General features: G+C 63.9%; 12 protein-coding genes. 1 reads left to right on the plus strand and 11 read right to left on the minus strand.

Annotation, left to right across the window (positions count from 1 at the left end):
- Positions 1-18: 18 nt before the first annotated feature.
- The 11 genes from NN5_RS02355 to NN5_RS02405 form a co-directional block, all read right to left on the minus strand.
- Positions 19-2802 carry a bifunctional diguanylate cyclase/phosphodiesterase gene (locus NN5_RS02355; protein WP_067732456.1) on the minus strand — a complete coding sequence of 928 codons (2784 nt, stop codon included), beginning with the start codon at positions 2800-2802 and terminating at the stop codon, positions 19-21.
- A gap of 284 nt (positions 2803-3086) precedes the next feature.
- Positions 3087-3941: a S1/P1 nuclease gene (locus NN5_RS02360; RefSeq protein WP_067732529.1), complete on the minus strand. Its 855-nt coding sequence runs from the start codon at positions 3939-3941 to the stop codon at positions 3087-3089.
- Positions 3942-3946: 5 nt separating this feature from the next.
- On the minus strand, positions 3947-4612 hold the full coding sequence (locus NN5_RS02365) for a glutathione S-transferase family protein (RefSeq protein WP_067732457.1): 666 nt from the start codon (positions 4610-4612) through the stop codon (positions 3947-3949).
- Positions 4613-4718: 106 nt separating this feature from the next.
- Complete coding sequence (locus NN5_RS02370; RefSeq protein WP_067732458.1) at positions 4719-5720, minus strand: inorganic phosphate transporter; 1002 nt, start codon at positions 5718-5720, stop codon at positions 4719-4721.
- Positions 5721-5736: 16 nt separating this feature from the next.
- Positions 5737-6861 (minus strand): DUF47 family protein, encoded by a 1125-nt coding sequence (locus NN5_RS02375; protein ID WP_084384696.1) that lies wholly within the window; start codon positions 6859-6861, stop codon positions 5737-5739.
- Positions 6862-6982: 121 nt separating this feature from the next.
- Positions 6983-7639, minus strand: coding sequence for a ribosome biogenesis GTP-binding protein YihA/YsxC (gene yihA / locus NN5_RS02380; RefSeq protein ID WP_067732459.1), 657 nt, complete (start codon positions 7637-7639; stop codon positions 6983-6985).
- A gap of 1 nt (position 7640) precedes the next feature.
- Positions 7641-9425, minus strand: coding sequence for a membrane protein insertase YidC (gene yidC, locus NN5_RS02385; RefSeq protein ID WP_067732460.1), 1785 nt, complete (start codon positions 9423-9425; stop codon positions 7641-7643).
- A 71-nt stretch (positions 9426-9496) separates the two neighbouring features.
- A complete protein-coding gene (gene yidD / locus NN5_RS02390; RefSeq protein ID WP_067732461.1) occupies positions 9497-9742 on the minus strand; it encodes a membrane protein insertion efficiency factor YidD in 246 nt (81 codons plus the stop codon).
- On the minus strand, positions 9739-10122 hold the full coding sequence (rnpA, locus tag NN5_RS02395) for a ribonuclease P protein component (protein WP_067732462.1): 384 nt from the start codon (positions 10120-10122) through the stop codon (positions 9739-9741). Before rnpA ends, yidD begins: the two co-directional genes overlap by 4 nt.
- A 174-nt stretch (positions 10123-10296) precedes the next feature.
- The gene (gene rpmH / locus NN5_RS02400; protein WP_039388288.1) at positions 10297-10431 is read right to left on the minus strand and encodes a 50S ribosomal protein L34; all 135 of its coding nucleotides are present in this window, start codon (positions 10429-10431) and stop codon (positions 10297-10299) included.
- 74 nt (positions 10432-10505) lie between these two features.
- Positions 10506-11234, minus strand: a complete 729-nt coding sequence (locus NN5_RS02405; protein ID WP_373280318.1) for an alpha/beta hydrolase — start codon at positions 11232-11234, stop codon at positions 10506-10508.
- A gap of 205 nt (positions 11235-11439) precedes the next feature.
- Here NN5_RS02405 and NN5_RS02410 point away from each other — a divergent pair, with 205 nt between their 5' ends.
- Positions 11440-12960, plus strand: a complete 1521-nt coding sequence (locus NN5_RS02410) for a YifB family Mg chelatase-like AAA ATPase (RefSeq protein ID WP_067732463.1) — start codon at positions 11440-11442, stop codon at positions 12958-12960.
- Positions 12961-13126: the final 166 nt, after the last annotated feature.

The raw sequence follows: 13126 nt of genomic DNA on the forward strand, positions 1-13126 counted from the left end.
CAGGCATCCCGCGGCGGATCAGGCGATAGCCACCTCCAGGGCAGAACCGGCACTGGGGGCCGGCGCGGGATGGCCGAAATAATACCCCTGTGCCTCGTCACAGCCTTCGCCGATCAGCAGTGCAAGCTGTCCTTTGGTCTCCACGCCTTCGGCCAGAACCGGAATATTCAGGCTCTTGCCCAGCGCCAGCACCGCGCGGATGATCGCGCGGGCCTGCTCGTTGGTTTCCGACCGCAAAAGAAACGACTTGTCGATCTTGATCTTGTCAAACGGGAACGAGTGCAGCGTATCGAGCGAGGAATAGCCGGTTCCGAAATCGTCCATGGCCACGCTGACGCCCAGCGACTTGATCTTGCGGAGGCTGTGCAGCGCACGCGCCTTGTCGGCAATGATCGCGCTTTCCGTGATTTCGAGTTCCAGCCGCCGCGCAGACAACCCGGTTTCAAGCAGGATCGACGCGACCAGTTCGGGCAGATTGGCCTTGAGCAGTTGCACCGGGGAGAGATTGACGGCGATCTTCTGATCGTGGCCCCATTGGGCCGCTTCCGCACAGGCCATGCGCAGAACCCATTCCCCGATGCGGACGATCTCACCCGTTTCTTCCGCAATGGGAATGAACTCGACCGGCGAAACGATACCTAACCGGGGATGCTGCCAGCGCAGCAAGGCCTCGAAACCGCTGACCTGGTTGGTCTTCAGCGAGCGCTGCGGCTGATAGAGAATATGCAGTTCGCCGCGGGCTACAGCCTGCCGCAAATCGTTTGCCAGCTGGCGCCGGTAGCGGGCGGACTCGTCCATACCGTGCTCATAGTAACAGATATGTTCGTCGAGACTGCTCTTCGCGCGGTACATGGCCAGATCGGCATTGTTCAGCAACGGCTCGCGCGCCTGGGCATCGGCAGGGTAAACCGCAATGCCCAGACTGGCACCGACGGCGATACCATCCTGAGCGCCATGCGGAATCTCGAAGCAGGCGTTCAAGCGTGCGACGAAATCCGCCAGTTCGGCAGTGTCCGAGAAATATTTCGCCGCAGCGAACTCGTCACCTCCCAGCCGGGCGACGATCTCACCGTCCCTGGCCGATTCCGTGAGAGCACCGGCAATGCTCTGCAGCACGCGGTCGCCCGCTGCATGTCCTTGAGAATCGTTGATTTCCTTGAACCGATCGAGATCGATCGCCACCAGGGCAACCTGCTGCCCCCGCACGCTGGCGAACTCGATTTCCTTATCAAGCCAGCGATTGAAGCTTGCGCGGTTCGGCATACCGGTCAGCCCGTCGTGAAGGGCCATGTGCGCGATCTGCTCTTCAGAGCGGCGGCGTTCGGTAATATCCTCGAATGTGGCGACCCACCGCCCGTCGGGAAGCTGCCTGCTCGAAACCGACACAATGAAGTTTGTACCATACTCCGAAACAATCGGCGGAAGGCTGGGATCGCGCAGGGTATCGAGGAGCGTAAGCCGTGCGTTCTCGACCCGCTCGGACGTGACGCTCATCCCCGTCTTGGCACTGAGCGCTGCCTGAATGATGTCGGTGAGCGCCCATCCGGGCAGGCAGCTGTCCTCAGGCAGGTTCCACAACTCCGCGAACCGGCGGTTGCGAAGCACCAGACGTTCCTCTGCATCGAACAGGCACAGGCCGTGCTGCATGTTCTCCAATGCGGCATCCAGGTTGCCGCTGGCTTCCTCGATCCGGTCCTGATCCTGTTTGAATCGAGTCATGTCGCGCGTAATCTTGACGAAACCCAGCAGCTTTCCGTCTTCGCCCTGGATCCGTTCGATGGTGAAATGGGCCCAGAAGCGCGAGCCGTCTTTGCGCACGCGCCAGCCTTCGGCACTGAACTTGCCGCAGTCCCTAGCCTCGCTCAGGGCCTTTTCGGGAAGGCCGGCCATGCGATCTTCCTCGGTATAAAAGCACTCGAACGGCATGCCGAGCACCTCATCGATATCGTAACCTTCCAGCCGCTGCGCGCCGGCATTCCAGTTGGCAACCCGCCCGCTGCGATCGAGCATGTAGATAGCACAATCGGATATGCCCTTGACCAGAATGCTGAGCTGCCGTTCGCTCGCCGCAACGGCCGCCCGCGTCCTGCGCGCAGCCAGCCAGGCCGCGATGCACAGGGCCAGCAAAGCCACAGATACGGTGCCGATCACTACAGACATCGTCCGCGGCGACATCAACATCGCCTGCGAATGCATATGCGAGGGAATGAGATGGATCGCGGTCATGCCGGTAAAGTGCAGACCCACGACAGCCACTGCCATGATGAGTGCCGCAGCAAGGCCGCTCGGCACGGCCTTGCCCCTGACCACGAGGAACAGGGCCGGGTAGAGCGGCACAATCGCCAGTGCCACTGACAACCCAACATATGACGCCTGCCACTGTATCCGTGCCGGCATTTCGAGAGCCGCCATGCCGACGTAGTGCATGGCCGCAAATCCCCCGCCGGCGATCACGCTTGCAGCAATGAGACATCCCGCAGTGCGGCAATGGCGCGCAACGACAAACGCGGCGACCGTCGACATCAGCACGATCAGCAGTGAGCCGAGCGTAAGTCCGACCTTGTAGCCCGCAATAAATCCCGGATCATAGCCCAGCATGGCGATGAAATGGGTGGCCCAGATGCCGAACCCCGTGGCGAGACCGCCCATCACCGTCCATAGATGCGCCGAAGCGCGCTGGGACAAGCTGGACTGCCTGAGCATGAGCACGGCAGTTGTCGTCGTCAGCAGGCAGACCGCAGCGGCGAGCGGCACCAAACGAAGGTCGTGCTCGTCGCGAACACATAGCAGAATTTCGAGCAATTTCAGTACTCCGGGGGGACTACACACGTTTGCAGTGAGAAAATTAAAAATTACTCACTCGAACCCGCCCGGCCGCGCCTCCATACACAAACCTGCCGCAAAGCATTGTTTTAAAAAGAAATATGTTCCACCCACACCCTCGTGAACGGTCACAAGGAAAGATCACGAAAAAGTGGCGACCCAGAAAAATTGATCCGAATCAATGCAAAGGATCAAAATACCAGTCGCGCCCCTGCGCAGGTGCAATTCCCGACTCTGATTCGAAGGGGCCGAAGCCCCAAACCTCAGCCCAGCGCCTTGTCCAGCATCTTCGCCAGCCGCAGGCCCGCCCGCTCGATCCGCTCGTCGACGATGGGGATCGCCTTTTCGATCGCCGCGTTGGTCCACTCGACATGATCGGGTTCGGTGCCGTTGCAGGGCAACTTGCCGAAAGCGGCAGGGTAAAGGAAGTCGCGGGAGACTTCCCAGCTTTCCTTGGCCCAGTCCGCCACGCTGCCGGTGGCAAGACGCGTCTTTTCCCCATCACTGTAGCGGCGCACCAGCGGCGGGCTGGCCGAGGAAATCGCGCGCTCGGCCTCGGGACCGTCCCAGATGCTGTGCAGATTGAGCCCCGTGGCCATGCCGTAATCGGCCTTGACCCTGTTGCCGCCAAGATCCTGATTTTCCCCCACATGCAGCGGCTGATGCAGGTCGCCGACGAAATGGGTGAGGAAGATCAGCGCTTCCAGCCGCCGTTCGGTGGACAGCCGCCGGTCCGCCAGCAGCAGGGCATTGCGGTCGATCTGGGCCGTGACGCAATTGCCGTAGGAGCAGTTCGCCTTGACGTCGAAAGGCTTGCACACCGAAATGTTCTGATAGTGCCAGGGGAACGTATAGGCCCAGCGTGCCCCGTCGCGCCGGACGCAATCGGGCCAGACCGAGGCATCCTCCAGGCTCTTCACCGGGCATTCGGGCGTGACCAGTTCGGGCGCGGCGTGGAGCAGCCTGCGGATCTGCGCCCGCGTGGCCGGCTTCACGTTTTGCAGCGCAATGGCCGCAATCGTGCGATGGCCGTAGGCACCCCAGGCCAGGGCGGGCGAAGCCGCAAACGGGGCAGCCAGCGAAGCAAACGCCGCAACGACAAGGAACAGACCACGCATCATCGTCAGGCTACCGGCATCTCGTATTGTTCGATCACCCAGTCCTCGGCCTCGGCCGCGGCGATCCATTGCTGCATCCATTCGTGCTCCCAGACCGCCTGCATATAGGCCTGCGCAAAGCCCGGAACGGCAATGCCATAGGTCAGGAAGCGGCTGACGACCGGGGCATAGATCACGTCCGCCGCGCCGAACGTGCCGAACAGGTAGGGACCGCCCTTGCCGAAGCGTGCCCGCGCCTCTGCCCACAAAGTGAGGATGCGCACGATATCGGCCCGCACGTCCTCGTCGATCTCGGCGGCCTGCACCCGTCCGCGGATGTTCATCGGGCAGGACCGGCGCAGCGGCATGTAGCTGGAATGCATCTCGGCGACCATCGAACGCGCCATCGCGCGCGCATCGTCCGCCTTGGGCCAGAACCGGTCGCGGCCGACCTTGTCGGCCAGGTATTCGATGATCGCCAGACTGTCCCACACGACCGCCTCGCCGTCCCACAGGATCGGCACTTTGCCGTGGCTGGGGGCAAGATCGTCGGACGTCTGCTTGAGATGCTCCCAGTCCTCCCCGAACAGGGGCACGGTCAGTTCATCGAAATGCAGGCCGGACTGCTTGCAGGCCAGCCAGCCGCGCAGCGACCAGCTCGAATAGTTCTTGTTGCCGATGATGAGCTTCACGGGGCGGGGGTTCCCTTTGGCTGAAACCGGAGGACCTAAGGGCTAAGCCGCCCCCTGTCGAGGCGCAAAGGGCAAATCAGAACCGGTCAGATCAGAACAGGCCAGATCAGAACAAACACGTGATCGCGTAGAACAAGGCGCCCACGGCCGCGCTGGCCGGGATCGTGATGACCCAGGCCACGATCACCCGGCTCGCCACCGACCAGCGCACCGCGCTCGCCCGGCGCGCGGCGCCGGTGCCGACGACCGAGCCGGTAATGACATGGGTGGTGGAAACCGGAATGCCCAGCGCACTGGCGCCGAAGACCACCATCGAACCCGCGCCCGAAGCGCAAAAGCCCGAGTGATGGTTGAGCTTGGTCAGCTTGGAACCCATCGTCTTGATGATCTTCCAGCCGCCCGACAGCGTGCCCAGGGCCATCGCCGTATAGCAGGACAGAACCACCCATTCCGGCACATGGAACTCGCCCGACAAGTGCCCGGTCGAATAGAGCAGCACGGCAATGATGCCCATCGTCTTCTGCGCGTCGTTGCCGCCGTGGCTGATCGAATAGGCCGCGCTGGAAAGCAGGTGCAGCCCCTTGAACGACTTGTTGGCGGAGCGTGACGAGGTGCCCCGGAACACCCAGCTGGTAATCAGCATCAGCAGCATGGCGATCACAAAGCCGATCACCGGCGATGCGACGATGGCCACCACGGTCTTCGTCGTGCCCGAACTTTCGACCACGGCGAACCCGCCATGCGCCATGCCCGCGCCCAGCAGTCCGCCGATCAGCGCGTGGCTGGAACTGGAGGGAATGCCTTTCACCCAGGTCACGACGTTCCAGAACATCGCGCCGACCAAGGCGCCAAACACCACCGCGGGCGTCACTGCATCCTTGTCGATGATGCCCTTGCCCACGGTCTCGGCAACGTGGAGGCCGACGAACCAGTAGGCCGCGAAGTTGCCCGCCGCCGCGAACAGCACGGCCACGACCGGAGACAGCAGGCGCGTCGCCACCACCGTGGCAATGGCATTGGCGGCGTCGTGCAACCCGTTGAGGAAGTCGAACGCCAGCCCCATCATGACAAGGCCGATCAGCAGCGGCAGGGCAAGACTATGATCCATGGTCCGCTCGTGCGTGTCAGGCGTGGTCGATCACGAGACCGTCGATCTCGTTCGCCAGATCCTCGAACCGGTCGACCACGCGCTCCAGCCGCTTGAACATCTCCTGGCGCACGATGAAGTGCAGCGGATCCTTGCCGCTGCTCGCCTTGAACACGCGCTTGAGCCCTTGCGCGTGGATCTCGTCGGCATGGCCTTCCATGCGCACGAGGCGTTCGGTGAGTTCGTGCAGGCGATGACCGTTGTCGGCGATCTTGCGCAGCAGCGGCATGGCTTCGGCCGTAAGGCGCGCGGCATCGACGATGATCGCCGCCATGTCGCGCATTTCCGGCTCGAACTCGGAGACGTCATAGAGATCGACGGCCCCGGCGGTCTGCTGCATCTCGTCGATGGCATCGTCCATCGTGGTGATGAGGCTGGTGATCGCCGAACGGTCGAACGGGGTCAGGAAACTGCGGCGCACGGCGTGGAGCACATCGCGGGTGATGTCATCGGCATCGTGCTCGCGCTCCTCGATCTCGCGGATGTGCTGCGCCCGGCCGGCCCCGCCCTGCGCCAGCCGCGCCAGCGCATCGGCACCGGCCACCAGCGTTGCCGCCTGTTTTTCGAACAGATCGAAGAAATGGCTCTGCTGTGGCAGCAGCTTCTGGAACCACGCGAACATCGTATTGACCCCTGTTTTGTCTGCCACGGCCCCGATCAGCCGCGCGGGACTGGCCGCCGCGCGGAACTCGCGGGCGCCGAAGGAACGGATAAGCGCGCGCAAGTCTTCCTCGTCGACGGCGTTTGCCGCCTCCGCCAGAGAGAACCAGCGGCGCTCGCGCTGATGCTGCTCGTCCCAGGTTTCCAGTTCCTCGGTGACCGCGAAAGGAAACACATCGACATCGGCCCACACCAGAGCGCCGGAACTGCGCTTCTTGCGATAGCGGTAGGACCCGAGCGGCGTCGGGCAGGCTGCGCCCAGCACGCCCGCCTCTTCTTCCGCCTCGACCGCGGCAGCCGCGTGCGGCGGCAGGCCCTTCATCAACCCGCCCTTGGGAACGACCCAGCGCCGCGTCTCGCGCGACGTGATCAGCAGGATCTGGATCGGCGCATCGACCGCCTGTCCGACGGTACGGTAAGGAAGAACGGCAATCTGGCGCATCGGCAAGATATCCTCCTTCCCCGGCGCATGGAAGCGCGAGCCCATAATCGAGCACAGGCTGTCACGCAATCGTCACATTGCCGAAAAACGGCAGTTTTCCGAAGAAACCTTCAGCCTTGTATCAAAGTTCCGCGTCGCCCAGCACGGCAGCGCGCAACTCTTCTATACCAAGCCCTTTTTCCGAACTCGTGACATGGACGTCCGGAAAGGCCGCAGGGTGCTTGCGCGCTTCGGCCACGGTGGCGGCGTGAACCTTTTCCAGTTCGCTAGCCTTGATCTTGTCTGCCTTGGTGAGGACGATGCGGTAGCCGACGGCGGCTTCATCCAGCATCCTCATCATCTCGGCATCGACAGGCTTCACGCCGTGACGGCTGTCCACCAGCAGCAGCGTGCGCTTGAGCACGACCCGTCCACGCAGAAACTCGCGCACCAGCCGCCGCCACTTCTCGACCACGGCCGGCGGCGCCTTGGCAAAGCCATAGCCGGGCATATCGACCAGGCGGAACTGCAGCGGCTCGCCCACGTCGAAGAAGTTCAGTTCCTGCGTGCGCCCCGGCGTCACCGAAGTGCGCGCGATCGCCTTGCGGCCCGTCAGGGCATTGAGCAGCGAGGACTTGCCCACGTTGGAGCGGCCGCAGAAGGCGATCTCCGGCACCTCCGGATCGGGCAGAAACTTGAGCGCGGGCGCGCTCTTCAGGAACGTCACCGGCCCTGAAAACAGCTTGCGTGCGCGCTCGATCAGTTCACCGGCGCCGGTATCCTCCGAAGTCTCTTCCACCTCAGGCCTTGCTCTTCTCGCGATCAAGGGCGCGCTGCTTGTCCTGCGCGTCCTTGTCCGCCTGGGCCTTCAGCTGCGGATGGCGGCTGTAGAGGTACTTCTGCTGGGCAATGGTCAGCAGGTTCGAAGTGATCCAGTAGATCAGCAGGCCCGAAGCGAACGGCGCCATCACGAACATCATGAACCACGGCATCAGCGCGAAGATCTGCTGCTGCGTCGGGTCCATCTGCGCCGGGTTGAGCTTGAACTGGAAGTACATCGTCACACCCAGCAGCAGTGCCAGCACGCCGATCCCCAGGAAGCCCGGCGGATCGAACGGCAGCAGGCCGAACAGGTTGAGGATGTGCAGCGGATCGGGCGAGGACAAGTCCTTGATCCACAGCACGAAGGGCTGGTGGCGCATCTCGATCGAGAGGATCAGGGTCTTGTACAGCGCGAAGAACACCGGGATCTGGAGGAACATCGGGAGGCAGCCCGCAAGCGGGTTCACGCCTTCCTTCTTGTAGAGCTCCATGATCTCCTTCTGCTGGCGTTCCTTGTCGTCCTTGTAACGGTCCTGGATCGCCTTCATCTTCGGCTGGATCGCGCGCATGGCCGCCATCGAGGCGAACTGGCGCTGGGCGATCGGGAACATCATCCCGCGCACGATCACGGTCAGCAGGATGATCGCGACGCCGAAATTGCCGGTGAACTTGAACAGCGAGGTCAGCAGCCAGAAGATCGGCTTTTCGAACCAGCGGAACCAGCCCCAGTCGATCGCGAGGCCGAAATTGGTGATGCCCTGCTTTTCATAGGCATCGAGCACGGTGTGCTCCTTGGCACCCGCGAACAGCTTGGTTTCCTGCGTCAGGACCTTGCCCGGCTGGACCACCGACGGGCTGTAAACGACGTCTGCGCGGAAGATGTGGTTGCCCAGCGAACGGAACGTGCCTTCCGCCTTGGCCTTCACCGGGATCAGCGTCGACATCCAGTAGACGTCGGTAAAGCCGATCCAGTCGGTATTGCCGGTTTCCTTGACCGTCTGAGCGTCGGAAACGTCGCTGTAATTGGTGCCGAAAGTCACCGAGCCGTCAAACGCGCCGATCGGACCGGAATGGACGTTCCAGGTGTCGAGGCTGGCGGTTTCATCGGTGCGGTTGACGAGACCGAAAGGCTGCACCGAAACCGGCGCGCCGCTCTTGTTCGCCACGCTCTGATCGGCCGTGATCATGTAATTGTCATCGATCTTGAAGGTGATCGAATAGACCTGGCCCTTGCCGTTGTCCCAGGTGAGCGTCACCGGGGTCGACGGGGTCAGCTTGGCACCGGCAGGCACGGACCAGACCGTCTGGGCGCTGGGCGCGATACCCTTGTCACCCACCCAGCCGAACTGCGCGAACTGCTGCGCGGGCGTGCCGGCGGGCGAATAGATGCGGACCGGACCCGAATCCTTCTTCACCGTCTCCTTGTGACGGTTGATCACCAGATCATCGATCAGCGCGCCGGTGAGATTGATCGAGCCCGACAGCCCCGGCGCCACGACCGGCACGCGGCCGCCAGTGGCAAGCGCGGTCTTCAGATCCTGCTTTTCGAGAGCGACTTCCGCCGCATCGCGCAGGCCGCCCTCACGCGTGGGCTTGATCTTGCTGGCATCGGCCGGCTTCGCGGCGTCCTCTGCGCTACTGGCTTGCTCGACCTGCGCCGGTTCCTTGGCCTGCGGATAGAAATAGCCGACGCCGGCTTCCCATCCGAAGAGGACAAGCGCGGTCAGAACGACCGCCAGGATGATGTTGCGCTGATTATCCACGAAGGCTTTTCCTGTCGTATTCCCGTCAGCCGCGGCGTGATTCGCCGCCCGCTTCTCGTCGATCGTTATAGTCAGTCCGGTACGGGATCATGACCGTGCCCGCCCCAAGGTTGGCAGCGCAATAGACGCCATATCGCCAGGCATCCACCCTTAATCGCACCGTGCTTGCGCACCGCCTCAATCGCATATTGCGAGCACGACGGCGTATAGCGGCAGGTCGGCGGCATCATCCGCGACGGCCCGAGCTGCCACGCCCGGGCAATGCCGATCAGCAGCAGGCCCGGCAGCGAGACGATAAAGGCCAGAACCTTCTTCACCGGCCCCCCTTTCGCGGTGCGCCCTTGCGCCGGGCCGGATCGCCCTTGCCGTCACGCGCGCGGCCGAGCGCGGCCACCAGTTCCTCGCGCAGCAGGGAAAAATCGCGCTCGATCCCGTTCTCGCGCCCGATCAGCACATGATCGGTATCGGCAAGGCCATATTCGGGCAGCACGTCGCGCAGCAGCGCGCGGAAACGGCGCTTCATGCGGTTGCGTACCACGGCATTACCGATCTTCTTGGTGACGGTAATGCCTGCCCGCTGCCCCTGCCCGCCATTGGCATTCGCCAGCAGCACGAATCCGGCGCGCGCGACTCGCAGACCGCGATTGGCGGCCAGGAAGTCCGACCGGCGAGTCATCGTCTGGTATGCGGCAGTCATCGCATGAGCTCTACAGCGATTGCCCGGGCAGGGAAACCGGAAGAGCCGATTCGCATCCTGCTGCAAGCAAAACGGCACCAGCTCACGCCCCTGTTCCTTGCCGCAAAGGCCGGACGGGGGCGTGGGTTGGTGCCGAAAGGCAAGGGCCTGGGCCCCTGCCCGCTGCCAGGCAGATTACGCCGAGAGCTTCTTGCGGCCGCGGGCGCGGCGAGCGCGAAGCACCTTGCGGCCACCGACGGTCGCCGTGCGGGCGCGGAAGCCGTGACGGCGGGCGCGGACAAGGCGGCTGGGCTGGAAAGTGCGCTTCATGTCAGTCCTCGAAATTCCAAAATCGGCCCCGAAGGACCCGAACAAAAAAGGCCATCCGCGCGGCGGACAGCCGATTACAGACGCGGGCCGTTACTGGAGGCGTAGGCGAGAGTCAAGGACGAGACGTCCTGATAGGCCAAGTTCGCGGCCGGATTTTCCGATGCGGAACGGTCAAGATTGACCCAGAGCCCCATCGTGCCGGTGCCGAACCACTTTGCCGATTCGAACGGCACCGAATTGGTCATGGCATAAAAGGCCTCGGCCTCAATCGGGCTCATGCCCATCTGCTTGTAATATTCAAGGTAGCGGCGGTTCTCGGGCGCGCTGGCCGAATAGTCGGCCGCCTCAAGCCCGGTATCGTCCTTCCACGAATGGACGGCGAACTCGGCGCCCGGATCGGCATAGCGGTGTGCGCCCGCCAGAAACAGTTCGACGCCGCCCGAACGGACCGAACCGCCATCGGGAACGTGCGTCGCAATCCCCCTGTCCCGAATCATCCGGCCCAGCCGCAAATTGGCAAGGTCGTCCTCGGTGCCGGGGCATTCGACCATCTCGATTTCGGCAATCCCCGGATGATCGCGCAGCATCGCGGCGAACTGGCCCGGACTGCGGGCATCGGTGACGTCCACCAGCGCGGCACGGCCGGCATCGAGCACGCGAAATGGCCCATAGCTGGCGATACCCGCCGGGATCGCTGCCGCAGGAGCCGACTCCCACCGTACCGGAAGGCTGCGCTCGCCACCGCCGCTGAAGTAGTCGGCATCCACGTCAACGGACTCGTAATCGATGGTCTGGGCCGACACAGGGGACACAGCAGCCAGACTTATCAACCCAAGGAGAGCAGTGAACGAGCGCATGGAAGCAAACTGCGCCGCACCGCCTTACCCAAATCATGCGCGAATTGGTTAAAACGTTGTAAGGTATAAATTATCGATGCCCATCGGCGCGCGAATAGGGTAGTAAAACTAATCCGTTAATTAATATCTCGAAGAAGCAGAGGAGCTCCTCGTGGTCGCGCTGGTTTCGACCGTGGCCTATCTCGGGCTGGAAGCGCGTGCGGTCGAAGTCCAGTGTCAAATTGCCCCCGGCCTGCCGGCCTTCGCGCTGGTCGGCCTGCCCGACAAGGCGGTCAGCGAGAGTCGCCAGCGGGTCTCTGCCGCGCTGACCGCGATGGGTCTTGCGTTGCCGCCCAAGCGGATCACGGTCAACCTTTCCCCGGCTGACCTGCCCAAGGACGGTTCGCACTATGACTTGCCGGTGGCGCTGGCCCTGCTGAGTGCCATGGGCGTAGTCGATGCCGAGCAGATGGCGGACTTCGTCGCGGTGGGCGAACTCGCGCTCGACGGGCGGATCATCCCCTCGCCCGGCGTGCTGCTTGCGGCCCTGCACGCCAGCGAGATGGACAAGGGCCTGATCTGCCCGGCCGCGCAAGGCAGTGAGGCGAGCTGGGCCAGTAACGGCACAGGCGGGACGCCCGTTGTCGCCGCGCCCAACCTGATCAGCCTGCTCAACCACCTCAAGGGCCGGCAAGTCCTGCTGCCGCCCCAGCCGGGCCTCGTCGATCCGCCCGGGCGCGGGCCGGACCTCAAGCAGGTCAAGGGGCAGGAGACGGCACGGCGCGCGCTGGAGATCGCGGCAGCGGGCGCGCACAACCTGCTGATGATCGGGCCGCCGGGCGCGGGCAAGTCGCTGCTCGCCTCATGCCTGCCGGGCATTCTTCCGGACCTGACTCCGGCCGAGGCGCTGGAAGTCTCGATGGTCGCCTCGGTCGCGGGCACGCTGGAGGACGGGCGGATCAGCCGCGCCCGCCCCTACCGCGCGCCGCACCATTCGGCCTCGATCGCGGCCCTGACCGGCGGCGGGCTGAAAGTGCGGCCCGGCGAAGTCTCGATGGCGCATCTGGGCGTGCTGTTCCTCGACGAACTGCCCGAATTCCAGCGGCAGGCCCTCGATTCGCTGCGCCAGCCGCTGGAGACCGGCGAAGTGACCGTGGCGCGCGCCAACGCCCATGTCACTTATCCGGCCCGGGTCCAGCTGATCGCGGCGATGAACCCGTGCCGCTGCGGCCACTTGGGCGATCCGGCACTAGCCTGCTCGCGCGCGCCGAAATGCGCGGCCGACTACCAGAGCAAGGTTTCCGGCCCGCTGCTCGACCGGATCGACCTGCATGTGGACGTCGACCCGGTGCGCGCCGCCGATCTCGCCCTGCCACCCCCAGCCGAAGGCAGCACCGAAGTCGCCGCGCGCGTAGCCCGCGCCCGCCAGGTCCAGATCGCACGGCTGGACGGCACCGGACGGCGCACCAATGCCGAACTCGACGGCGACCTGCTTGACGCCCACGCCACGCCCGACGAAGCCGGACGCAAGCTGCTGATGCAGGCGGCCGAGGCCATGCACCTTTCAGCCCGCGGCTACACCCGCGTGCTGCGCGTCGCCCGCACCATTGCCGACCTTGCCAGCGCGCAAAGCGTGGGCCGCATTCATGTGGCGGAGGCGCTGAGCTACCGGCGGCAGGCGCCGAGGGCGTAAAAGTTTAACTTCACCCACAGCAGCACCGGTAACTTTCAAAAAAGCCCGTGTTCGCAATATCTTACGGCGGCGATAATTTCACACCCCCCGGCACGACACGCCGAAGCGGAATTTGACGGTTCAAAGAGCAAGGCAAACAGATGCCGCGCGCAGTGTGTCAAGCGCC

Source organism: Novosphingobium naphthalenivorans NBRC 102051 (assembly GCF_001590985.1).
GTDB classification, from domain to species: Bacteria; Pseudomonadota; Alphaproteobacteria; order Sphingomonadales; family Sphingomonadaceae; genus Novosphingobium; species Novosphingobium naphthalenivorans.